Raw genomic sequence first — 24111 nt, 5'->3', positions numbered from 1 at the left:
ACTAATAGGGATAAACTGGATTAGAATTTTGCTGGGGCAAAACCAGTTACTGCTTTAATATTCATTTCGCGGCCAAGCGCAGTCATTGGATGTACAACAACTAATCCTTTAACTGATTTTTTTAATTTACCCATGTCTGCTTGTTCCGCTTTGGTCAGCACACGACTAAATTTTAGTTCTTTTACATCTTTACCGGCTTTGTTTAATTGACGTGATTGCTGATTTTTCAAACTTGCAATACGTTTTGTTACTGTCGCGATCTCTTTTTTAAACTGCATGATAACCGCTTTATCTTCACGGGCTTGTGCAGCAGCAAGTTTACGGCGAAACTTTTCTGCTTTATCGTTTAATGCTTGCAGTTCTTCTTTTAAATTCATTGTGTTACCTTAAATTTCAACATTGTGCCACTGACACAATAACATGCTCAAACACAGCACTTGTATCAATCCAACACGTTTACGGAGGCGAAGTATAACAGTTCGTTAGACGAAACACATTATCCACAGCAGCTTATGGTTAATCTATTTGAACTAAATCATGAATAATTTGATTACTGCTACCACGCCACTTCAAACTGGGATCCGCTAAATCTTGCTCGAACTTGCCATCCACTAACACATCTACATAGTCTAATACTTGCAGTTGTTTGAGGGACATTTGATCGAGCTTGTAGCCACTCCATAGCCAAATGTCTTTATCTGGGCATTGTTGTTTTACCCGTTTAACCAAAGACAAAATGCTGTCGAGATTAGCTGGGAATAATGGGTCGCCACCAGAAAGTGATAAACCACGGCGCTTGATACGAGTATCATTTAAATCAGCAATAATTTGATCTTCCATCATTTGGCTAAATTCATGGCCTGAACGAGGATCCCAAGTAGACTGATTATAACAACCACGGCATTGATGCTCACAACCTGAAACAAACAAGGTCGCGCGGGTACCTGGGCCGTTGATCACATCGATAGGAAAATACTGATGGTAATTCATAATCACTTCTCTTACTGCTCATTGTCGCGTAAACACTCACGCTGTAAACCTATTTGCATCACTAAGGCCAAACCAAAACAAGGCGCTTAAAGCGCCTTGTTGGGTTAATCACGGAATTAGCTTTGCTAACTTCATGAATTTGCTATTTATAAATGCTTAACGCGGCGTTTAACTTCTTCTTGCTTACCATAGTTAAATGGTCTTGCATCAGGGCTGCCTAGATAACCACATACACGACGGGTTACCGACACACGGCTTGGCTCATGGTTGCCACATTTAGGGCACACAAAACCTTTACTGGTACAGTTAAACTCACCAACGTAACCACAGTCATAACATTCATCGATTGGGGTATTGGTACCGTAATAAGGCACTCTGGTGTAACTGTAATCCCAGACGTTTTCTAATGCTTCAATATTGTGCTGCATGTTCGGGAACTCACCGTAACAAATAAAGCCACCATTGGTGATTTCTGGGTACGGTAATTCAAACTCAATTTTATCGTATGGATTGACTTTCTTTTCGACGTCTAAATGGAAACTGTTAGTGTAGTAACCTTTATCAGTAACCCCTGCAACCACACCAAACTCTTTGGCATCTAGCTGGCAAAAACGACTACATAAGTTTTCACTTGGGGTGCTGTATAGGCTAAAGCCATAACCTGTTTCTTGTTTCCACGCTTCAGTCGCGCGCTTCATCACTGAGATAATTTCAATGGCTTTAGTGCGTAACAGCTCGCTATCAAACACGTGCTCATCAGTACCATAAAGTGCATTAATGGTTTCATGTAAGCCAATGTAGCCTAATGAGATTGACGCGCGGCCATTTTTAAAGATTTCAGACACATCATCATCTGCATTTAAACGAACACCACAAGCACCTTCCATATATAGGATTGGTGCAACACGCGCTTTTACACCCACTAAGCGGGCAATACGGGTATCGAGTGCTTTACGAGCGAGTGTCATTCTCTGTTCTAATAAGGCAAAGAAAGCGGTTTCGTCGCCCTTGGCTTCAATGGCGATTCTAGGTAAGTTTAAGCTGACAACACCTAAGTTGTTACGCCCTTCATGAATTAACTCACCATTTTCTTCATAAGTTCCTAAGAATGAACGACAACCCATTGGCGTTTTAAATGAACCAGTAACGCGTTCAACTTGTTCATAATTAAGAATATCTGGATACATGCGCATGGTGGCACACTCTAATGCTAACTTCTTCACATCGTAGTTAGCATCAGCAGCTTTATGATTTAGGCCATCACGAATAGCAAAAACCAGTTTTGGGAATACCGCTGTTTTACGGTTTTTACCTAGACCTGCCATACGTACTTTAAGAATCGACTTTTGAATTAAACGCGCTTCCCAGCACGAGCCTAAGCCAAAACCAAAGGTCACAAATGGCGTTTGGCCATTGGCGGTATGAAGGGTATTTACTTCATATTCTAAAGACTGGAATGCGTCGTAACATTCTTTTTCAGTTTGCGCCATGGCAAAGGCTTCAACATCTGCTACGCCCCACTCTTTACCGATAACCAACTGCTTTTGATAGCTCTTTTGAACGAACTCAGCTAATACTTCATCAATGCGGTTAATGGTGGTGCCGCCATAGATATGGCTAGCCACTTGGGCAATAATTTGCGCAGTTACAGCAGTCGCAGTTGAAATTGATTTAGGGGTGTCAATTTCAGCGTTACCCATTTTAAAACCATGGGTTAACATGCCAGCTAAATCAATTAGCATGCAGTTAAACATTGGGAAGAATGGTGCATAGTCTAAGTCGTGATAATGCAGTTGACCTGACTCATGTGCAGCAACAATATCTTTTGGCAATAGATGCGACTTGGCATAATGTTTGGCCACGATGCCAGCAAGTAAATCCCGTTGAGTTGGAATAACTTTAGCGTCTTTATTGGCATTTTCATTTAAAATCGACGCGTCGCTTTGTTCAACCAAACCACGAATTTCACAGTTCAATTTACTTTTGGCTTCACGGCAAATATCACGGTCGTGACGATACTCAATATAATGACGCGCAACCTCTTTATGAGGACCTTCCATTAATAAGTTTTCAACTAAAGCTTGTAAATGATGGATCTCAACTTCTTCATCGTTAGCAACTTGATCTCTAATCACACAAGCGACTGTTGAAGCATAGTCTTCATCAGCACTACCTGTAGCAGTTTCCATTGCTGCAACAATGGCATCCTTGATCCGCGACTCATCAAATAGAGTACGACAACCGTCCCTTTTAATTACTACAGGCATTACTTTTACTCCTTTTATGCACAGGATATAAACACTATATATCCACACATAATTATCAACAAACACAATATATGGTGCATTAGGCAATAATAGGCACTAAAAATCCATGATCTAGATCATGTTTTGATGAAGGGGAACAAAATGAAAAAAATTACTGCCAAGCTCAACACTATTTAGAAAAGTTGAACTTGACCAGGTTATAAAAAGCAGCTACTGAGTGCTGAAACGCCTATAAATAGATTGCTATTTATTACAGATTTAAACTGGTAATTGCAGGCTTATACGAATAGTTATCGCAGATTTATACAAATAGTTATCACAGATTTATACTGGTATATTGATGCTTAAACAGGTCATTTCAACCGTTAAAAATCAGTATGATTAAAGCAAAGCGCTTTAATTGGCGTTAATCATTTGGGCTAATACCAAGGGCTGCATAAATTAAATGCGCAGATTGGCGCACAGATTGACGGCCTGCTTCTATCGCTTCATCAGCACGATGAAACTCCATGGTACCGATATCAGCAAGCTGTGGCACTAAACACACATCCGGTGGATCGCCCATTAATCTGGCGCGTTTATGGCGCTGCTCTAAAATATCCATTGATTGCGACATCACCGCAATCATCCCAGGGTGAGATTTCGTGCTTGTGGAAAACTTTTCTGAAAAACTATTTATATACTCTTTACCTTTACCTAGCAGATCCATAAACGCCGACTCTGGCTCTTTGGCCACTAATTGCTTTTCAATTTCAGTGGGCGCACAGCTGGTCATTTGTTGAGGCAACATATGCATACTATTACGGCGGTGACCATTTAAGTCCACTGCAATCACTACATCAACGTCCATGGTGCGGCACATTGACACTGGCACAGGGTTTACTACTGCGCCATCCACTAACCAGCGATCATGCAATTGTACTGGGGGTAAAAAGCCCGGCATTGAACACGAGGCTCTTACCGCATGACGTAAATCGCCTTCTTTGAACCAAATTTCTTGGCCAGAATATAAATCGGTCGCCACTGCCGCAAACGGCTTTTGCAATTGCTCTATTTTTAGATCGCCTATTCGACCAGCTAAAACATCAAATACTTTTTCACCACTGATTAAGCCACCTTTGCGCCAGCTTAAATCCATTAAGCCTAAAACATCCCAACTAGAAAACCCACTCACCCACTCATGTAACTCTTCTAAATGATCATTAGCATAAGCTGCGCCCACCAGAGCCCCAACAGAGCAGCCAGCAATCTTTTCAGGGTGGATCCCCATGGCGGCCAGCTCTTTTATCACCCCAATATGAGCCCAGCCCTTAGCCGCGCCACTACCGAGGGCGATCCCAACACGAAGTGATGATTTATTTTCTTTTGAAGCCTTAGACATTTACCAAACCCTTAACCATTTTTGCACACCTAAGTAGCTTATCTTACGCTTAAGCTGTTGGCTATCAAGTCGCTTACACGTTATAATATCTGGCTATCATTTTTTAGGGGATTTACCTTTGTTATTTACCGATTTTTCTTTAGATAAACGCTTACTAGACAGTCTAAAGCATATGGGCATTTCTGAGCCAACAGAAATTCAGCAGCAAGCCCTGCCAATTGCCCTAGCGGGTAAAGATTTAATGGCATCATCTAAAACCGGTTCAGGTAAAACCCTGGCGTTTTTATTACCTGCTTTGCAGCGGGTAATATCGACTAGGGCCCTCTCTAAAAAAGACCCTCGCGTTCTGATTTTATTGCCAACCCGTGAACTTGCTCAGCAAGTCTATGGTCAATTACGTTTACTGGTTGCCAATACCCAATATAAAGCCATTAGTATTTTAGGTGGCGAGAACTTTAACGATCAAGCAAAATCGCTATCTCGTGACCCACACTTTATTGTGGCAACACCTGGGCGTATTGCCGATCATCTTCAACAGCGCCACTTATACCTAAATGGCTTAGAGTTACTGGTACTTGATGAAGCCGATCGCATGTTAGATCTTGGTTTTGCGCCACAACTTAAAGCCATTAATGACGCTGCAGATCATAAGCGCAGACAAACCTTGATGTTTTCAGCGACATTAGATCACGATGACATCAATGATATCGCCGCAACATTATTAAAGACCCCTAGCCATGTGGCTATTGGCGCATCGCATGCAGAGCATAAAGATATCGTTCAGCGCATCTTTTTAGTTGACCACCTTGATCACAAACAAGCCCTGCTGCAGCATATTTTAAAACATGAGCAACACAAGCAAGTGATCATTTTTACTGCAACTCGCTCAGACACTGACAGACTCGCCAAACTATTGTCTGCTGAAGGGCTAGAAACCGCTGCGCTCAGTGGTGACTTAAGTCAGTCAGCACGTAATCAAATTATGGACAAATTCAGCCGTGGCCAACAAAAGATTTTAGTCACCACAGATGTTGCTTCTCGCGGGTTAGACTTATTAAATGTGTCATTAGTAATTAACTTTGACATGCCAAAGTTTGCCGAAGAATATGTTCACCGTATTGGCCGTACTGGCCGCGCAGGCGCTAAAGGCGATGCTATTTCATTAGTAGGCCCGAAAGACTGGGATAGCTTTAAGAAAGTACAGGTGTTCTTACGTAAGAACTTTGACTTCTCAACTATCGCAGGCCTTGAAGCTAAATTTAAAGGCTTAAGAGACAAGCCTAAGGCATCAAGCGCCAATGCAAAATCAGCTGATGCCAATACAGGTAATGCCAAGCGTGTCGCTAGCAAGAAGCCAAAAGTGGCACCTAAACGCGACAAGCGCTTTGCCACCGGTATTGATATTGGTGACGCACCAATGCGCCGTAAAGCAAAACCAGAAAAAATTATCGAAACAGATGATTCAATTGTCAGTGACGAAGAATAACCGTAATTTTGACAGCATGAACATATTTGAGCACAGCTCAACAACATGCCAAATAAACTCGCTCTAAGTAAGGTATAACATGAAGATTTGTGGTGTAGAATTAAAAGGTGGCGAAGCCATCATCAGCTTATTAAATTATGAGAAAGAGTCATTCAACGTACCGGAATGTCGTCAAATCTCGTTCAGCATTTCAAAATCTGTTGAAACAGAATCAATTCGTGAATTTCATTTTGCTTTCCATAAATTAATGGAAGATTACAAAGTTGATGAAATCGTGATTATTGAACGTGAACAAAAAGGCAAGTTCTCCGGCTCTGCTACTAGCTTTAAACTTGAAGCAGCAATTCAAATTACTGAATTACCAGTAGCGATTATTAGCCCAGTGACTATCAAAGAAGAGCTAAAGCGTAATCCGCCACAAGCCGATCTTGATACCCTTGAGCTTAAACGTGTGCAATTACCTGCTTTTGAAGCCGCATACGCTCAGCAAAACCGCCACATGTATGGCAAAATCTAACTCAGTTTGAATTAGATTTTCTTGTGAGTAAGCTGCTTTATGGCCTGTTTGTGGGTAAAAGCAGCTTACTGATAAGCTTAAAGTAAGCAATAAATATCCCTATGAATTCAAGAAAATCCGCCTCATTTTCCACTCCTGTTACATCAAAAAAAGTCAGACCAAGTGCGCCGCCGCAAATGACGGTAAAAGCGGTTAATCAAGCTACAGCGACTAAACTGGCGGCTAAGCAAGCCCTAGCAAGCCTGGTAACCAGTGATGAGGTAAAGGCCAAAAAACAGCAAACAGCCCAGCTTAAATACATTGCCGGTTATTCAGCCCAAACCATCGAACAGGTAAAAGGCTATATTGCCAATGACAGCTTAGCTGCCGTGCTATTAAAGCGTTACCCAAGTGTGCACGATATACGCACTGATAAAGCGCTTTATGACTACACCATGGTGTTTAAACAGCAATTCTTAAAACAGTCTGCGCCGCTTTCTAAAGTGGTTTTTGACGACAAAATCACCCTCAGTCATCAAGCCTTAGGCCTACATACCTACGCCAATCGCGTACAAGGCAGTAAGGTCAAAGCTAAGAATGAAATTCGAATTTCATCACGACTACGCCATGTGCCTGAGCCATTACTGAGAATGGTGGTGGTGCACGAATTAGCCCACCTTAAAGAAAAAGATCACAACAAAGCTTTTTATCAACTGTGCGAATATATGACCAGCGATTACCACCAGCTGGAATTCGACTTACGCTTATTACTGACCTGTATTGAGCTAGGAAAAGCCCCTTATTAAGCTTAAGATATTCATAAACCTATTTTCTTAGGAGGGTATTAATGTATGTAGCAAGCTTTAGGGGCGACAATCGTCGCACTCGAAAATACAAAACCGAAAAAGCAGCCATGAAAGCCATTCGTAATTGGCTTAAGGATAATCAACTTAAAGGGTTTTCGGTGGGTTTGATGGGACCCGATCTGGCGCCATGCGAATTTAATGATTGGGAGTTAATCCCATTTGAAGAACCCAAATCGGTATCTTTTTATTCATCTCAAAAATGGTTAAGCCTGCGTCTAAACGCTTTTGAAAAGTACGGCTCAGTTTGTCAGTGCTGCGGCACTAGCCCACAACATGGCGCAGTCATGCACGTTGACCACATCAAACCTCGCTCCAAATATCCTGAACTTGCGCTCGATATCGATAACCTACAAGTGCTATGCGATCAATGTAACCTTGGTAAATCAAATCACTCAGAAACCAAATGGCGCAAATAAAAAACCACTTTCAAACGAATTAAAAGTGGTTTTAATTTAACGATAAAAAGATTAAATGGGTTAACCTAAATCCATCATCATTTGTTTGGTTTTCACCAGTTGCTTAAAGGCGTTCATTTGCTTTTTAGGCAATACCGAGGCTTCAATGATACTCACCTTCATTGGGTTAACTGGGCGACCATTAACATGAAACTCATAATGTAAATGTGGTCCCGTCACCCGACCTGTGCTGCCTGATAAGCCAATCACCTGCCCGCGTTTAACCCGCTGGCCTTTTCTGACCAAGAACTTCGACATATGCAAATAGCGGGTTCTAACATTATTGTCGTGTTCAATCACAATATACTTGCCTGCAAAGCGATGATTAGTGACCATTGACACCACACCATCCCCCGGCGCTACCACTCTGGTGCCAGTAGGAGTGGCAAAGTCAGTACCGTTATGTGGCGAGGTTCTACCAGTAACAGGGTGCTTACGGGTCGGATTGAAATGTGAAGATAAGCGATACTGCCTTTCCAGCGGTATTCGCTGAAAGGCACTGGCTAGACCTTGGCCTTTGTCATCATAAAAATTACCATCCACATTTTGAAAGGCGCTAATATTTCTACCTCTGGTTTCAATACGCACCGCTTCTAATTTACTGGCTCCGGTGGATACGCCTTCAATAAATTGATCATTCATTAATACTGAAAATTGATCACCTGCACGCAAATCACGGGAGAAATTTAGCTTGCTTGAAAGTAGCGTTTCTATGGTTTGTATTTGCGCTGCAGTTAAACCTGAGCGCTGGGCCGATAAATAAAATGAGCCATTGATATCCCCACTAATAATGCGGTTTTGCCAAATGCCTTCTATATTGACCTCATTAACCTCGTAACTGCCATCGTCAAAACGGCTAAATACCACTTGGTAAGCTGGATTAAAATACAACTCTAGTTTGGTTAGTTTTTGCTGTTCGTCTTGCCAAAATCGAATACGATTACCCGGCGATAATGTATCTAATGCCAGTACATTTAAATCAGCTTCAAGCACTTTGTACATGGTCTGTTGACCAATACCAGCTATTTCAAATAACTGACTTAAGGTGTCACCTTGCTCAATAATACGTTCAAATGTCGGCGCAACCGGCTCACTAATCTCAACCGGAGTATGATTGGCTACCTGTGGGATCAAGGCTTCGATATCAAGGGCAACAGGGATCCGCTGCGAGGCAAATTCTTGCGGGGTTGGCCACAGTAATGCCGCCGCGACAATAAACACGCTTGCTAGCAATAATTTTCGATGTAATGTGGGTAAGTTTTGCGCTTTACCAACCAGCGTTTGTAGCTTATCCATTTGAGCTGAAAGCAATCTCGTGTCCGCCCTACTGCACGTATTAATATACGTATAAAAGAATGTATACTTAAGCACTAGTTTAATGAGTGCTTAAGTACTATATACCAAGGGGGAGTTATATCAAAAAAGACTGCAAATACAAATATAAAAACTCACCACGCCTGCATAACTTTGAACTAGGCAATTGAAAGTAACTGAGATGGGAAAAGACTGTTATCAGTCATGATGTTTTTAATTTACATCTATTACTCGCTTAATTAACCTAAAAGCGCTGCAACAATGGCAGCTTTTTACTCAGCATGGTTGATTTATCATTAGAATTTATTGACCTAAAAATAACCCTACCCCAAAGCAAATAATGAGGCTAATGCGGCTGCATTAACCTCAAGTGACGGTTTAGTTGTTAGCCTAGCCGCGAGTCTGAGCGATAAGCTTTAGAGACAAACTTAAGCCAATTCGACATCGCTATTAACTTTATATTCACTCTGCAACTTACTGACTCCAAGTCCATTCATTTTATGCACTTTAATTTGCACCCCAATGCGCTCTTTCATCGCTTCAATGTGGCTGATCACACCAATCATTTTGCCTGAAGCATTAAGGTTATCTAGCGCATCAAGGGCGGTATCTAAGGTTTGACTGTCTAAGGTGCCAAAGCCCTCATCCAAAAATAACGAGTCGATACTGGTTTTATGACTGACTAAATCCGATAACGCTAACGCTAATGCCAAACTGACTAAAAAGCTTTCACCACCTGATAAGGTGCGAGTATCTCGAATTGCATCGCCTTGCCAGGTATCCAATACTTGCAGCTCTAGATCTACCGATTGTTTGCGCTCAAGCAAATAGCGTCCTTGAAGCCTATCCAGCTGCCGATTAGCCAAAGTAACCAGATGATCTAATGTCAGCCCTTGGGCAAACTTTCTGAATTTATCGCCTTTTTGCGAACCGATGAGTGAGTGTAAATAGGCGATATCATCATAAGCTTGTTTGGCTTGGTTAAGCTCTAACAGCATTTGCTGCTGACTTAGGCGCTTTTGTTTATCGTCATCCAGTAAATGGTTCACTTGCCATAAGGTTTGTTTTATCTCACCTAACTGGGTCTCGACTTGTTGATGCTGCAAACTGACCTGTGCTAAATAGCCTTGTGCAGATTCTTGCTCTGACTTTAGCTCTGAATCTAGATCAGCCCCTTGAAGTAAGACTTTGTCTGAGCCTTGTTGCTGCTTTTCAGTCGTTAGCTGCTCATAACCAAATTGCTCTGCTTGGGTCATTAACGCTGTTAATTGCTGCTTGGCTTGTTCTACCAAGGTGCGCGCTTTTAACTGCTGCTCATTAAGTTGCTGCTGCAAGTTAATTAACTGCTCACGCTCAGCCTGAGGAATAATGGCTTGCTCAAATTCCGCTTGGCTAGCAAATGGGCTTTGGCTTAATTGCTGCTGCCACTGCTCGGTTGCCGCGGTTAACTCAGTCAATGCCACTGCAATTTGTTTATTAACGGCTTCAATATGCGCCTTAACATTATCTTGCTGCTGCTGATATTGATTCAATTGGCTTTGTAGCGCTGTTAACTGGCTTTCTGCTTGCTCAAGCATGGCTTGGCTAGCCTGCTTTTCAGTTAATGTTTGCTTATCGGCAAATAGCTGCTGCCTTTGGCTCGTCAACTTGGCTAACTCAGCTGCAACTTCAGTTAATTGCGCTTGCTGCGACTGTGATTGCTGCAACGCCTCTTCTAGTTGACTCGCCTGGGTTTGCTGTTGCTGCTGCAATAATTGTAATTGCTGCTGTGCTTCAAGTTGCTGATCGCTTGCTTGCTGCCACTGCATTATTTGTTGTTCAAGGGCGCTTAACCACGCTTTAAACCCAGCCATATCTGGCATAGACTCTGCGGTTTGCGCAATTGAATCGCTTAATTCAGTCACTAGGTTATTAAGGGTTTTATTCACCTCAATAAGCTGCAGCTCAGCGTCCTGTAAGCCATTGTTGCAGCTTGTATGCTCTTGGGCTAATAAGCTTAATTGGTGCTGTTGTTGCTCAGCGGCGTTATTCGCTTGCTGGTACTGATCGTTTTGTTGTTGCAGGTGAGTTTTAGCCTGCCTGATATCGGCTAATCGCTGGGATAAGTTTTGCTGCAACTGCGCCATTTGCGCTACATAATCACTCAGCTGGCTATCATCAATAGCAAATGCAATTCCAAGTTGCTGACAAGTTTGCTGCCAGTCCTGTTGTAATTGCTGACTCTGCGCCGTTAGCTTAGCCACCGCTTGTGAGGCTGACTCATATTGTAACTGCAAGGTTTGCAATGCCAATTTAGCTTGCTCGCCTTGGGTTTTAATCTTATCTAATTGCGCGCTAGTTTGTTGATGGCGCAGCTCTGTTTGCGACAAATCAACCGCTTGATATTCACTCACTAAAGGGTGATCCAACGAGCCACATAAGGCGCATGGCTCACCTTCTACTAACTTAGCCCGATGCTGGGTTAAATCAGCAATATATTGCTCTTGTTTTAGCAAGCTTGTTAAGTCTTTTAATTGCTGATTTTTATCTGTCCACAAGGCTCGTATTTGGGTTAACTCAGCTTGCTTTAACTCAATATCGTGTTGGGTTTGCGCGTTTTGCTGGCGATGTTGATTAAGATCTAATTGCAATTCACTGTAACGGGTCGACAAGTGTTCAAGCTGACTGCGCTTTGGCTGCTGAGTCACTATGTCATTATATTGCTGCTCAATGAGTGCTTCTTCATCACCGGCTAACAAGGTCTGTAATTGCAGCTGGGCTTGTTGGCGGCTGAGTTGATATTGTCCAAGTAACTGTTGCTCACTGGTTACTTGCGCTGTCAGTGTGCTTTGCTGCTGTTGGAGCTGAATTTGCTGTTGCTGAAAACGGGCAATTTGTTGCGTCAACTTAGTTTGCTGAGTCACTTGCTCGGCGTAGTTAGCATATTGCTGCTGCCACACACCAAGGCGAGTTTGGATCAACTTGCCCTGGGGATATTGGTTGATGACTTGCTGCTGCTGGGCTTGTAATGCCGTAACGGTTTGTATTTGTCCGCCGATGGCCTGCTGCTTTTGCTGTAATTGCTCTAGCAGCTGGGTTTGTTGCTGCTGAGACTGTAACTGCTGAGCATGTTTAAAGCTCACTTGCTCAATTTGATTATCAAGTGGCTGCACCTGAGTATCAATTAGCGTCACTAAATCCGTATGTTGCTGCTTAGCTAAACTAAAGTGCTGAGACTGCAACTGTTGCTCAGTGGCGATTTGACTTAATTGTGCGCTGGCCTGTTCAAGCTCAGTATTGCGCTGCTGTAACTGCTTTTGCAACTGTGCATGGCTGTTTTCAAGTTTGCTCATGCCTTCAAATAACGGAATTAAGCTTTCAGCTGGCTCACTGGCAGCTAACTTAGCTAAACTGGCTTGCTGGGCTTTAAGTTCAGTCTGCGCTAGTTGTAATTGCTGCTCACTGGCAAGATGTCGCTCAGTTGCTTGCTCAAGCTGCTTAGCCCACGTGACTTGCAGCTGCAGTTGCTGCAGTTGTTGCTGGCATAAATCGGCTTGCTCAATTAACTGAGTTTGCTCTATTTGTTTAAGGCTAATACTGTCATCATCTAGTAATTCAACGCTGTTTGATTTAGCTTCAAGCAAGGCAAGCTTCTGCTTTGATTGGCTAAATTTTTGATGTACTTGCTCCGAGATAAGCCCGTATATTTCTGTGCCGGTAAGCTCTTCAAGTAACTCAGCCCGTTCATTAGCTTTGGCATTTAAAAAGGCGGCAAACTGACCTTGGGATAACATCATCGATTTAGTAAATCGCGCGAAATCTAATCCGGTAATGGCTTCGGTTAATTCGGTTTTATGCTTAATTTGGCTGGCAAGAATTTTACCATCTTCAAGTTGCGCTAACTCAACTTGGGCATCTTGTAAATTGCCATCAACTTGACCACGGGAGCGTCGTTGGCTCCAAAAGGCGCGATACGCCTTACCTTTCACTTCAAACTCAACCTCGGCCAGACAATCGCTGGTGCCACGAGTCATGAGCTCATTGGTGTTTTTTGAAATTACCCCTAAGCGCGGGGTCTGATGATACAGCGCTAAGCAGATAGCATCTAAAATGGTTGTTTTACCCGAGCCTGTAGGGCCAATAATGGCAAACAGGCCGTTTTCTTTAAATGGCGACTGGGTAAAATCAATTTTCCACTCATTTTTTAATGAGTTAATATTTTTAAAACGCAGGCTAAGGATTTTCATTATTTTGCCTCCTCAACATGTTGCGCTGTGCCATTAAGCTGCTCATTCATTTCATCAAGGATAATATCAAACTGTTGTTTTACCCGTTCAAGTCGCTGTTGCTGCTCGGGTTCTGAAAAGTCTTCTTGGGCTAAACGGCGCTCAAACACTTCTGTGACGCTTAATTCAGTTAAGGTTTCATTATCCATTTGCTGAATTTGCTGTTGGCGCTGGCTACGAGCACGCTTAAGTTGCAGTACTTCTACAGGTAAGGCGTCGGTCAATTCGGCTATTCGGCTTTGTAAGTCGGTTAAAAAGTCTTGCTCGGCCACTTCGATACTCAGCCAAGTGACTTGATCGCTGCCTTGCTCAACTAAGGTTTCAAGCTGGGATGCGATTTCGGCCAAGCTGCCTTTTACACTTGCCATGGCTTGAAACTTGGGCACTTCAAGGGCACTGACCTCGGCTAATTTAGCCTTATCAAACTCAACCAAATACACACTTTTTTGACTGTTAAGTTCATCAAAACTTAAACTGATTGGCGAGCCGCTATAGCGAATATGCTCTGTTTTGGCGATTTTTTGCGGTCGATGAATGTGGCCTAGTGCAATGTAATCCGCTGCAGGAAACAAGTTGGCATTAAATGCATCAAGGCTACCAATGTAAATGTCTCGCACCGACTCACTGGTGCTGGCACCCACTGTGGTTAAATGCCCTGTGGCAATAATGGGTAATGGCGTAGTTTGCTGGTTATTAATTGCTTGGGCATGAGCAAAACAGCGCTGATATAAATCGGCGATTTCATTAGCTAACTTGCGCTGTTTATCTTCACTGGACTCACCCGACTCACTTAATACTATATCTCTAGGGCGTAAATACGGTAGCGCACATACAATCGCGCAGGGGTGATCATGACTATCAGCCACTAACAACACATGCTCAGCTGCGTTATCAAGCGCACCTGGGATAACCGTGGCATTTAAGCACGCCAGCAACTGCTTTGACTCACCTAAGGTAGCAACAGAGTCGTGATTACCACCAAGAACGATAAGCTTACAATTTGTTGCTTGAATATCGACAATAAATTGATTGTACAAACTGCGGGCATAACTTGGCGGCGTGCCAGTATCAAAAATATCGCCAGCGACAATCAGTGCATCAACCTGATGCTGGCTAATTTGTGCTAACAACCACTGCAAAAATGCCTTGTGCTCAACAGCGCGACTTTTACCGTAAAAGTTTTGACCAAGGTGCCAATCAGATGTGTGAATAATGCGCATGAAAACCTTTTCTGTTCGATGTGTTGTTATTGAAATCTGTCATAAAACGCTTAATTAGTCTGGAGATATAAGTCACTTACCCGTACTGCGCCCACAATAATTTAAAGCTCATTAAAAATGCCATGGTGATCACCAGCGGTTTAATAATTTTTACCCCTTTGGTCATCACTAAGCGTGAGCCAAAAGTTGCGCCGATAGCTTGCCCGACTAACATAATAAGCCCTAATAAAACCGCCACTTGGCCGCCAATCATAAAAAAGATTAACGATGACACATTAGTAGCAAAGTTAAGCACTTTGGCATGGGCGGTGGCTTTAGCCAGTCCGTAACCTGCCAGTGACACAAAGGCTAAAGCAAAGAAACTGCCGGTTCCGGGTCCAAAAAATCCATCATAAAACCCCACCCCAAGAGCGGCAGTAAAAGCAAACATGGCAGGTGTCAGCACTTGTTGTTTATCTTCTTCTGAGATTTTTTTAGAAAACAAAAAATAACAGCCAATGGCGAGGATAAGAAATGGTAATACCAGTTCTAATACGGTGACATCAATCATTTGTACAATAATGGTGCCCACTGCAGCGCCAATAAACGCGCACACAATGGATAAGCGTGCTTGTTTTAAGTCAACCATGCCTTTGCGAATAAAGTACAAACTAGCAAAAAAGCTGCCGCCACAAGCTTGCAGCTTATTAGTACCTAAAGCCGCAGCTGGCGGTAAACCCGCCCACATCAATGCAGGAATAGTGAGTAAACCGCCACCACCGGCAATGGCATCAATAAAACCCGCCAATATGGCGACGAAAAATAATATAACAGCAATTTGTAGGGTTAACTCGAACATTAGATAGGTCTATAAATCAAAATAATACGCTATTAGACCTGCTTTAATGGCAAAATTCAAAAGCTATCTGCATTAGATTGTGCCTTAGTTTATCCAAACGTTTACGTCGCTATTTTTAATAACACTGAGCCTGTGAACATTTAATAATTGTTGACAGATATCGGCTAAAAAACGCAAAAAGGTAACCTAAGTTACCTTTTTATTAGTGAGTAAAGTGATTGCGCTTTTTAACTGTGATTAACAGTGCAATTAAAAGCCCCAGAACAAGTTGGTGATTAAAAACAGCACCAACATACTTATGAAGTTAATAATCATACCTGCACGCATCATTTCAGATTGCTTGATATAACCTGAGCCAAAGACAATGGCATTAGGCGGGGTGGCGACAGGCAACATAAAGGCGCAAGAAGCTGCAATACCAATCACTACTGAAATCATCACTGGCGATAAACCTAAGGGCTCAGCAATTGCAGCAAAAACTGGCACCAGCAATGCTGCACTAGCCGTGTTACTGGCAAACTCAGTTAATAACACCACAAAGGTAATCACTGCAATCATAAATAGCGCCATGTGGGCATCGCCAAAAATATCTGTCACAAAGTGGGCTAGAAACACACTGGTGCCTGTGGCTTTTAACACTGCACTTAACGTGAGGCCACCGCCGAACAGGATAAGTACTCCCCAGTCCGTGGTCGATTCGATTTTTTTCCAGTCCACTAATTTAAGGCTGGCAAGCACAACTACCGCACCTAAAGCAACAATGGTATCAAACTTACTGATCCCACCAAGTGCTTGGGCTAATGGTTTACTGAATATCCAACCACAAACTGTAGCTAAAAATATAATCAGGGTTAATTTTGCACTAACGGTCATTTTTACATTTTCTGTTTTTATCTCACACACAGTCGATAAATCAGGTTTTAAAAATAGATAAAGCGCGATTAACATGCTTGGTAACATAATAGCCACAGTGATTAAACCAAACTCGAGCCAATCACTAAAGCTTAAGCCCACTTGTGCCGCAGCAATGGCATTAGGCGGACTGCCAACTAGGGTACCAATTCCACCAATGTTGGCAGAATACGCGATTCCCAGTAGCACGAACAAATAGGTTTTACGGTACTGTTTAAAATCCAGTTGATGCAAAATACCCAAGGCTAGTGGCAGCATCATTGCGGCTGTTGCCGTATTACTGATCCACATCGACAGCACTGCGGTCACTAAAAACAGTAACATACAAGCAATACTCAACTTACCTTGAGACAGCAGCAACACCTTTTGCGCAATTAAGCGGTCAATGCCCTGATGATTTAGCGCCGCCGCCAACACAAAACCACCAAAGAATAAGAAGATAATCGGGTTAGCAAAATTACTCATGGCGGTGGAAGTATCAAACACCCCCAAAAACACCGCTAATATCGGAATTAAAATGGCGGTAATACTGATATGAATCGCTTCGGTTAACCATAGAATAGCTGCAAAAATAAGTAGCGATAGACCGGTATTGACCCCTTGTTCAAAGGGTAATAAATGATATAGCAAGGCAAACAAGGCAATGTTGCCAAACAAGATGATGAAGTCAGTTTTATTGTTTTTGGTTGTCGTCGACTTTGTTGGGCAGTTTTCCATTAAAGCGTTCTCCCTTATTTTTTAATGACAACAATGTAAACAGAGTAATAGGTAAGATAAAGCATTGTTTTTGGTTGCTTGATTACATAGTCAAGCCTGCGCGGCGTGAGATGAATCCCATTACCAGCCACTGTTGTGATGCGCAACAATAGTAACACTAGATGTATTGTGGTTATTAAGTTTCAAATTGACGGAATTCGCCATTTAGTACTCTCAAACTGAATGTTTATTAGCGTTTAAATAATGTGACATAGATCTAACTGGCCCAGGATAAACTTGTAATAAGACAAAGTTAATTAGCGTTTCGTGATCTGTAATAACCATAAGTGGTTTTAAATGCCGCTTAGAGAAATGATAAAATAGTGATGGGTGATGGGTGATGGGTGATGGGTGACGGGCTATTAATAGTAAAACTAGCTTAGCAAAAAAGATCCTTTAGCAGCAGGAATGCTCAATAGGGGCGTTAAAAAAGTAAAATAAAAACTCAGTAAGGCACATCCGCCTTACTGAGTATTAGTCGTTATGCGATTATACGATGCAATAACGCGAGCTTAGATTTCACCCGTCACAATGCAGTAACCAGTAACGGCCTCTTCACCGTGCACTTGAACCTTGGCATATAACTTATGATCAGCTAGCGGGTAATGATTGTATAAAAGGTAAGTGGGTGTTTCGCTGATGTCCTGGCCATCAACTGCATCGATGCGATAAATATTACTTAAGATCGGCGATTTATAGCCATCAATGTTAACCACAGGTTCATTTGAACGTAAAATATCAATATTAGCCATGGTGATATCATCACCACCAGCAACAGTGCATGATAGATCACTTGCATGCGCCATACCTGTCAGCGCGGCGATGCTCAAAGTTGAAACGAGTAGTGTTTTTTTAAAAGAGCTCATCAGGTGTTACCTCAATATCGTAAGTTATAGCTATTTTAATCAACTTACAGCAATTGAATAAATCCCATATGAAGGATATGACCCTACCACAAGCTAATTTGCATGACTCAAGTGTAGTATAAGAATACTGGCGATGATTCACCCTTCAAATAGGCCGCTTAAATGGGCTTTATATTGGCCAACATCGCTATCGATATTCGTTTTTTAATCACATCATTACTCATAAAGGCCTTTAGTGGTGTCATGCCTAAAAACTGATGGGCTTTATAGGGGCGCTGTATTTTTCGAGTTTATCAGCCAAGAAGTGCCGTTCTAGTTAAAGTAACCAACAAGAAAATTATAAAGTCACGCTAAGCTACACATCACTTGTGCCTATTCATTTAGCAAAGGATGATCTTTAACCGACAAGCTATACGAAAAAAAGCGGCTATCTTTTACAAAGCCAATTTTCTCATAGACAGATTGAGCAGGAAAATTCACTTTCGCGGTGCTTAACTCAACCCTTACGGCTTGAATACCGCGAGCCAATTCAATAGAGCATCGGATAAGTAAATTAGCGGCGCCTTGATTTCGATAGTCAGGCTCAACAAATAGATCATTTAACACTAATACTTTACCTAGCTCTGTGGATGAAAAACTTTGATAATTAAGCACGAAACCAATCGCTTTATCCGCTTCAGTGTAAGCCCCAAAAATAAACGCTTCTTGATTATTTAACCGTTCCAGCAAATAGGTAGCATACTCAGTCACGGCTTGCTCAACCCCGTAAAAATGCATATATTGGCTAAACAGAGGCAAAACATCATCAAGTCGTTCAGCAGTAATGCGTTTAATAATCATGGGATCCCTCTTACATTATCCTCGAATCATATAAGCCAATACGGCTTGTACCGGCTTTTGGGGCAAACATCCTTAACATAAGCCTGAAGGGCTATAAATCAAGATAACTACAAGCCAGAGTTTTGATACTCAACTTCATCGAGCCCTAACTGCTCGGCATAACTGCGGTTAGGAACGATACGAAATTCAAATTTCAAAATACTTAAGCAAGCCTCAAAAAAGCCTTCGCCAAGCCACTGCTTATCAAAGCTCATTAAGGCGTTAATCATGGCATCTGCGCCACTGCCTTGTTTAATCGACTCTGGAGAAATCGCATCGACAACACTTGCGACCAAGCCATATAAATCTTTTTCAGCATCGCCTTCTACAGACCACATAGTCGGATCGGCATACTGCGCAGCGTAATGGCTGGCAGCTATATCAGAACCTATACCAAAGTTTACTAAGGTAGCCTTACCGTCTCGGCAAATGATATTTTTAGGACAAATGGCCCCATGGTGAATATCTAAACTGTGCAAGTATTGTAGTGCTGTTAATAGTTGAATAAACCACAACCTGGGTTGACCCACTTGTATTGTGGCCACTTCATCTAGCGCGACTCCTTGTACCCAATCTCTGGCAATGAATAAATCATCCGACTGTGGCAATTGCCCAAATGCCAGCACACGCTCAACATGTGGATGATAAATTTTAGCCAGGCTGCGATACATGTTACTCAGGGTGTGCCATTGGTTATCCACATCTTGATAAACACTGACGCAGCATGGGAAGTTCCCTTGTAAATGCAATGCCCGCCATAGCTGGCTGCGAGGCGTTGCTGAAATAAAGTGATCGAGGCGGTAATGATGATCAACCACCGCGCCCTGCTCGATAACGATTTTGTGCGGTAAAGTGTCACACACACCTAAATCGATAACTGCAGATAAATCACAACGAATCGCGTCAAGGTCAATGGTGCTGCCTTTGGCTGCAGCGCGATACCATTGGTAAATACGTGGTTGTACGGTTTTTTCAGCTAATTCTAAAAAGGCCGTGGCATAAGCTTGTATATCTTCACTGGTATTAAGTGAATCTTTAATATCAATAAATTCAACGTCAGCGTCATCTGAGATAAATATACAATTATCTTCCCAGCCACCTATGGTGTAACCGCGGCGATGGATTTGCTGTAAGCCGGTGACACTGCGGCGCAGAATTTCTAACAGCTGATAAGTGGTTTGCTGTCCAATATCAAAAATATTCAGTGGCACACCACGGGGCATTCTGATGGGCAAGACCACCTGTTCACCATCTTGAATAAGTGGCGCGCAAAAAGGCACGCAGCTACAACCTGAAAGTGACTGAATCCGTTTAAATTCATCACGCAATTTTTGCTCGTGATAATTGGCATCAATACTGTCGTCAAACTCACTGGTCACCAGTATTTTCAGCAGCCATGGCGCGGTCCAGCCACCCGGATTATATTCTGATTGCCAAACTTCCAAGCCTTGCTGCAGGAATAAACATTTGAGCTTAATGAAATCTTGAATTTTGTTGTTACGTTGCTCAACCAGTGCCACCTGGCCTATGGTGTCTAATACCATTTCTTTTTGAGTGTCGGTCACAGGATGAATATGCGGCGCCGTTAAGCCCCACTCTTTGGTTAACGCGGCGATGATTTTTGCAGGGGTATAAATACTCAGTTTACCGGTATCTTTTTCAACCAGAATTTCTTCGCCTTTACGCCCTGTAACAAACACCATGCCCTGACACCAAGGAGCATAAACGCCCACAGGAATTTTGTTCTTTAATTTACCCGCTAATACTCGGGCGACATAATTGGCTTTTGATAAACTATTGTCCACATGACGACCATCCAGTGACCAAGCATGTAAACCAGCGTTTAAGCGACCAATGTAGCCTTTTACGTCAACCACATACACACCAAACTCACCGACAACTAAGGCGTCAACCTCCATTGCTTGGCCAGTATGAGTAGGAATTTCTACATTGGTTAAAAGGAGATAATCTTCAGGAAGTTCGTCAGATAAAAGAGAAAATGCCCAACGTTCGGCATCATTGACTGGGGTACCAAAGCTAATGTGTCTTGCCATTTAAAATGCGACTCCATAAATACTGCGGGATATTAACTTCCCTTAACTGCATATGGCTCCATCCTATAATATAAAGACACAAAAAAACCACCTAATTGGTGGTTTTTGTTTTCAATATTTTAACAGGCTAACTAGTGGGTGTGTGAGCAGTTGTCGTCACATTGATGCTCATCATCAGCAAACTCGTCATCACCTTCTTGATGTTGCATTACGCCCCATCCATCTGTCATGCCGTCAAACTCTTGGGCAAAGGTGTTTAACTCAAGTTCTTTAGCCACCAAGTCATCATAAGTTGGCACCATGTTTAAACAAACAATCAGCTCCCACTTTTCGATTTCTTCGCTAAAGTTAAGCTCTAACTCACCATTTGAGCCCATTGCTGCGAGTGCTTCTAATGCTGATTCTGCATCGCGTTGATCATCAAAAATCAAAAAGAAATCAACATCAAGTGCTACAGTTAAGTCAATACCAGACTCAGCCATTGCGGCTAACATTTTACCATTGTCATCATCAGGGAATTGCATGCTTGTATCCTTATGCTGTGGCAACAATTTGAATTTTATCGCCATTAAATTCAATGACATCACCAACGACACACTTTTTACGCTTACGTGTGTCAACTTCGTTGTTTACTGTGACTAAGCCTTCAGAGATGACATGCTTAGCTGCACCGCCACCATCGACTAAACCTTGTACTTTTAATACTTTATATAACTCAACAAACTCATCGCCACTCAAAAGTGCGAATTGTGCAACTTGGCTGCTCATTCAATTTTGGCCTTTAATCATAAATATGGGTTGCATTATACCTGATCACTGCTTAATACCAACCATCTCGCCGCTAACGAGTTATCAATTAACAAGCTGCTAGCATTTTTAGCGGATCGGGATGAATATAGTTGAAATTAAGCTGTTGGCAAATCAAATTACCATTTATTACTTTACTGGCTAATTGGGTTTGATTAAATTGCGGCGCTGCTAAGCCCAAGTCAGCAGTCGCTGCTTGGTAAAACTCAACGCGAGTAGGATGACTCGGCGCAGTTAAATTGTAATAGCTCGACACATTTTTCCCTGAGCTCGTCGCCGCCAATATGGCCTCTATTGCCTGAATGCAATCATCAAGATGAACCAAATTAACCGCGACATTTGCGCCGCTAACATCGGTTTTACCAGCAAAAAACTTACCCGGATGGCGCTTAGGGCCAATTAAGCCTGCAAAGCGCACGATACAAGCATTATCCATTGCAGCAATTAACGACTCCGCAGCCAATAATATTGCACTTTTATCATCATATGCCGCAGCATCCGCTTCGGTCATTATGCGATTTTTAGCAGGATAAACCCCTGTGGTACTGATAAAAATCACCCGCTGATATTGGCGCGGTGCAATCAAGTTGACCAAGGTTTGAATATGCTCAAGATAATGACTTTCACCTCGGCGCAGGCCCGGCGGAATATTAATGATTAACGCATCGGCTTCAAGTAAGCCTTCAAGCTGTGTTGCTTCAATATTTTGCTCACTTAAATCTAGCTTATAAGCATCAATACCCAGTGAGGATAACTGCTCACAACCGGCTTGGGTTCGCTTAGTGCCGCTAACCTGATAACCTTGTTTAACTAATCTTGTCGCTAATGGCAGGCCAAACCAACCACAGCCAATAATTGCAATACAGTTCATGAAAATCCTACGGGTTAAAAAACGCTAAAATTAATCATTAATATGGCAAACATAAAAACATACAGGGGCGTGAACTTCTAGCAAGTTAGCTAGTTTTTTTGATAAATCTTCTAGTTTTACCGTCTCAACAATCGTTACCCCTTCATCAATTAAGCATCTAAAACTGGCCTGAGTACCATGAGCTGAACAACTAACTACATGGGGCTGCTTAGATGCGGTTGATGTCATCATTACCTTGGCGATACTACCATCGGACAATTTAACAATGGAGCCCGGAGGAAAAACGCCTAACGTTTTCACTAGTATGCTAATCAAGGCTTTATCATGTTTATCAGCACGGCTTTTAAATAAGGTGCCTAATGCCAATTGTGCTGAGCCTGTGCTTTCTAACAATACCGTATAGTCATTCGCTAGAATCACGATTTGGGTCAATAAAGGAATGTGATTTTTGGTGAGTTTATTGGGGTAACCACTACCATCGATATACTCATGATGATGTAGCACAATATCCAACATGGCTTTAGGGAATAAACCACTTCTATCTAGCATTTCATAGCCGATATTGGGATGGGTCTTTATATAGTTTCGCTCGTGGCTAGTTAAATCAATGCGTTTGCGACGTATGGCATCAGGTATTTTTAATTTGCCAATATCATGAAACACACAGCCTAACGCAAGATCTCGCATTTGCGCAGGGGCTAACTCAAGGCTGTGCCCCATTAAAATGGATAACACAGCAACCGAGATCCCATGCTGAGCCATGTTTATTTCTTTATCAGCACAGTTAACTAATCCAATTTGTGGCTGTTTGGTTTCATGTAAATGGGTTAATAGTAACTCCACGACTGTCACTGCTTCTCGATGTGATACCGGCGGATCACTAATGACTTTACTATATGCGGGGCGAAGATTACTGCAGGCTTTACTGAAGCGAACTCGACTTGTATTTACTGACTTTTTGATTATGGCGTTAATATCAAACGCGGGGGCCACTTCCGCAGCAACCACAGGTTGACTGATAACGGGCTCAACAAATAAATGCTGACCGTCAATCACAGTCACATAGTTAATGCCTAAGCTATTAATCAGTTCAATTTCTGCTTGGGAGCTAATCAGTACTTTATTACGAAAAAACGGATTATTAAACCACGATAACGGCAGTTTTACCGTCATACCGACCACCAGTTGTGATAACGGTATATTGATAGGCTCAGTTTTAGCCACTACTTTAGCCAAGATAAGATCCTTTTTAACCGCCATAGCAGCCGCTGGTATTGGTTTTTATTTCTGTCAGCTACTATGACTTAACATGTTTTACTTATTCACCTTTATCGAGTCGGTTATTTCTGTTGCAATAACTTTATTAGACACGCCTCGATTATGTTTGG

General features: G+C 42.3%; 20 protein-coding genes. 4 read left to right on the top strand and 16 right to left on the bottom strand.

Annotated elements, in window-relative coordinates; genetic code table 11:
- Positions 1-20: 20 nt before the first annotated feature.
- The 4 genes from AB4140_RS00390 to rssA form a co-directional block, all read right to left on the bottom strand.
- Positions 21-377: a YibL family ribosome-associated protein gene (locus tag AB4140_RS00390; RefSeq protein ID WP_076540062.1), complete on the bottom strand. Its 357-nt coding sequence runs from the start codon at positions 375-377 to the stop codon at positions 21-23.
- 139 nt (positions 378-516) lie between these two features.
- On the bottom strand, positions 517-990 hold the full coding sequence (gene nrdG / locus AB4140_RS00385; protein ID WP_102440400.1) for an anaerobic ribonucleoside-triphosphate reductase-activating protein: 474 nt from the start codon (positions 988-990) through the stop codon (positions 517-519).
- Positions 991-1136: 146 nt separating this feature from the next.
- Positions 1137-3257, bottom strand: a complete 2121-nt coding sequence (gene nrdD, locus AB4140_RS00380) for an anaerobic ribonucleoside-triphosphate reductase (RefSeq protein ID WP_102440401.1) — start codon at positions 3255-3257, stop codon at positions 1137-1139.
- 406 nt (positions 3258-3663) lie between these two features.
- Positions 3664-4638: a patatin-like phospholipase RssA gene (gene rssA / locus AB4140_RS00375; protein ID WP_102476082.1), complete on the bottom strand. Its 975-nt coding sequence runs from the start codon at positions 4636-4638 to the stop codon at positions 3664-3666.
- A gap of 118 nt (positions 4639-4756) precedes the next feature.
- On the opposite strand from rssA, the gene AB4140_RS00370 reads away from it, so the two are divergent.
- The 4 genes from AB4140_RS00370 to AB4140_RS00355 all read left to right on the top strand — a co-directional run bounded on the left by AB4140_RS00370 (position 4757) and on the right by AB4140_RS00355 (position 7902).
- Positions 4757-6124, top strand: a complete 1368-nt coding sequence (locus tag AB4140_RS00370; protein ID WP_371999315.1) for a DEAD/DEAH box helicase — start codon at positions 4757-4759, stop codon at positions 6122-6124.
- 79 nt (positions 6125-6203) lie between these two features.
- Entirely contained in the window at positions 6204-6641 is a 438-nt protein-coding gene (locus AB4140_RS00365) for a DUF3010 family protein (protein ID WP_102440404.1), read from the top strand.
- 101 nt (positions 6642-6742) lie between these two features.
- Positions 6743-7426, top strand: coding sequence for a M48 family metallopeptidase (locus tag AB4140_RS00360; RefSeq protein WP_102440405.1), 684 nt, complete (start codon positions 6743-6745; stop codon positions 7424-7426).
- A gap of 41 nt (positions 7427-7467) precedes the next feature.
- Positions 7468-7902, top strand: a complete 435-nt coding sequence (locus tag AB4140_RS00355; RefSeq protein ID WP_102440406.1) for an HNH endonuclease — start codon at positions 7468-7470, stop codon at positions 7900-7902.
- Positions 7903-7962: 60 nt separating this feature from the next.
- Here AB4140_RS00355 and AB4140_RS00350 read toward each other — a convergent pair whose 3' ends face one another.
- The 12 genes from AB4140_RS00350 to AB4140_RS00295 all read right to left on the bottom strand — a co-directional run bounded on the left by AB4140_RS00350 (position 7963) and on the right by AB4140_RS00295 (position 23959).
- Positions 7963-9237, bottom strand: coding sequence for a peptidoglycan DD-metalloendopeptidase family protein (locus AB4140_RS00350; protein WP_102440407.1), 1275 nt, complete (start codon positions 9235-9237; stop codon positions 7963-7965).
- Positions 9238-9683: 446 nt separating this feature from the next.
- The gene (locus AB4140_RS00345; protein ID WP_371999312.1) at positions 9684-13481 is read right to left on the bottom strand and encodes an AAA family ATPase; all 3798 of its coding nucleotides are present in this window, start codon (positions 13479-13481) and stop codon (positions 9684-9686) included.
- A complete protein-coding gene (sbcD, locus tag AB4140_RS00340) occupies positions 13481-14740 on the bottom strand; it encodes an exonuclease subunit SbcD (protein ID WP_102440409.1) in 1260 nt (419 codons plus the stop codon). The genes AB4140_RS00345 and sbcD overlap by 1 nt, the downstream gene beginning before the upstream one ends.
- Positions 14741-14816: 76 nt before the next feature.
- Positions 14817-15578, bottom strand: a complete 762-nt coding sequence (locus AB4140_RS00335) for a TSUP family transporter (protein ID WP_102440410.1) — start codon at positions 15576-15578, stop codon at positions 14817-14819.
- Positions 15579-15827: 249 nt separating this feature from the next.
- Positions 15828-17207, bottom strand: a complete 1380-nt coding sequence (locus tag AB4140_RS00330) for a DASS family sodium-coupled anion symporter (RefSeq protein WP_102440411.1) — start codon at positions 17205-17207, stop codon at positions 15828-15830.
- A gap of 551 nt (positions 17208-17758) precedes the next feature.
- Positions 17759-18112, bottom strand: coding sequence for a hypothetical protein (locus AB4140_RS00325; protein WP_102440412.1), 354 nt, complete (start codon positions 18110-18112; stop codon positions 17759-17761).
- 372 nt (positions 18113-18484) lie between these two features.
- Entirely contained in the window at positions 18485-18952 is a 468-nt protein-coding gene (locus AB4140_RS00320; protein ID WP_102440413.1) for an N-acetyltransferase, read from the bottom strand.
- A gap of 107 nt (positions 18953-19059) precedes the next feature.
- On the bottom strand, positions 19060-21045 hold the full coding sequence (locus AB4140_RS00315) for an NERD domain-containing protein kinase family protein (RefSeq protein ID WP_102476078.1): 1986 nt from the start codon (positions 21043-21045) through the stop codon (positions 19060-19062).
- A gap of 131 nt (positions 21046-21176) precedes the next feature.
- Positions 21177-21569 (bottom strand): ribonuclease E inhibitor RraB, encoded by a 393-nt coding sequence (locus tag AB4140_RS00310; RefSeq protein WP_102440415.1) that lies wholly within the window; start codon positions 21567-21569, stop codon positions 21177-21179.
- Positions 21570-21579: 10 nt separating this feature from the next.
- Complete coding sequence (locus AB4140_RS00305; RefSeq protein WP_102440416.1) at positions 21580-21813, bottom strand: RNA-binding S4 domain-containing protein; 234 nt, start codon at positions 21811-21813, stop codon at positions 21580-21582.
- An 88-nt stretch (positions 21814-21901) separates the two neighbouring features.
- Positions 21902-22723, bottom strand: coding sequence for an SDR family oxidoreductase (locus AB4140_RS00300; protein ID WP_102440417.1), 822 nt, complete (start codon positions 22721-22723; stop codon positions 21902-21904).
- 30 nt (positions 22724-22753) lie between these two features.
- A complete protein-coding gene (locus AB4140_RS00295) occupies positions 22754-23959 on the bottom strand; it encodes an HD-GYP domain-containing protein (protein ID WP_198589271.1) in 1206 nt (401 codons plus the stop codon).
- Between the last annotated feature and the right edge of the window lie 152 nt (positions 23960-24111).

The organism is Shewanella sp. 10N.286.51.B2 (assembly GCF_041469265.1).
Lineage (GTDB): Bacteria > Pseudomonadota > Gammaproteobacteria > Enterobacterales > Shewanellaceae > Shewanella.
This window is presented reverse-complemented; position numbering and strand designations above follow the sequence as displayed.

Bases quoted from the DNA above. Each gene is read 5' to 3' on its own strand.
- AB4140_RS00390 (WP_076540062.1), bottom strand. From the start codon at position 377: ATGAATTTAAAAGAAGAACTGCAAGCATTAAACGATAAAGCAGAAAAG.
- nrdG (WP_102440400.1), bottom strand. From the start codon at position 990: ATGAATTACCATCAGTATTTTCCTATCGATGTGATCAACGGCCCAGGT.
- nrdD (WP_102440401.1), bottom strand. From the start codon at position 3,257: ATGCCTGTAGTAATTAAAAGGGACGGTTGTCGTACTCTATTTGATGAG.
- rssA (WP_102476082.1), bottom strand. From the start codon at position 4,638: ATGTCTAAGGCTTCAAAAGAAAATAAATCATCACTTCGTGTTGGGATC.
- AB4140_RS00365 (WP_102440404.1), top strand. From the start codon at position 6,204: ATGAAGATTTGTGGTGTAGAATTAAAAGGTGGCGAAGCCATCATCAGC.
- AB4140_RS00360 (WP_102440405.1), top strand. From the start codon at position 6,743: ATGAATTCAAGAAAATCCGCCTCATTTTCCACTCCTGTTACATCAAAA.
- AB4140_RS00355 (WP_102440406.1), top strand. From the start codon at position 7,468: ATGTATGTAGCAAGCTTTAGGGGCGACAATCGTCGCACTCGAAAATAC.
- AB4140_RS00350 (WP_102440407.1), bottom strand. From the start codon at position 9,237: ATGGATAAGCTACAAACGCTGGTTGGTAAAGCGCAAAACTTACCCACA.
- AB4140_RS00345 (WP_371999312.1), bottom strand. From the start codon at position 13,481: ATGAAAATCCTTAGCCTGCGTTTTAAAAATATTAACTCATTAAAAAAT.
- sbcD (WP_102440409.1), bottom strand. From the start codon at position 14,740: ATGCGCATTATTCACACATCTGATTGGCACCTTGGTCAAAACTTTTAC.
- AB4140_RS00335 (WP_102440410.1), bottom strand. From the start codon at position 15,578: ATGTTCGAGTTAACCCTACAAATTGCTGTTATATTATTTTTCGTCGCC.
- AB4140_RS00330 (WP_102440411.1), bottom strand. From the start codon at position 17,207: ATGGAAAACTGCCCAACAAAGTCGACGACAACCAAAAACAATAAAACT.
- AB4140_RS00325 (WP_102440412.1), bottom strand. From the start codon at position 18,112: ATGAGCTCTTTTAAAAAAACACTACTCGTTTCAACTTTGAGCATCGCC.
- AB4140_RS00320 (WP_102440413.1), bottom strand. From the start codon at position 18,952: ATGATTATTAAACGCATTACTGCTGAACGACTTGATGATGTTTTGCCT.
- AB4140_RS00315 (WP_102476078.1), bottom strand. From the start codon at position 21,045: ATGGCAAGACACATTAGCTTTGGTACCCCAGTCAATGATGCCGAACGT.
- AB4140_RS00310 (WP_102440415.1), bottom strand. From the start codon at position 21,569: ATGCAATTCCCTGATGATGACAATGGTAAAATGTTAGCCGCAATGGCT.
- AB4140_RS00305 (WP_102440416.1), bottom strand. From the start codon at position 21,813: ATGAGCAGCCAAGTTGCACAATTCGCACTTTTGAGTGGCGATGAGTTT.
- AB4140_RS00300 (WP_102440417.1), bottom strand. From the start codon at position 22,723: ATGAACTGTATTGCAATTATTGGCTGTGGTTGGTTTGGCCTGCCATTA.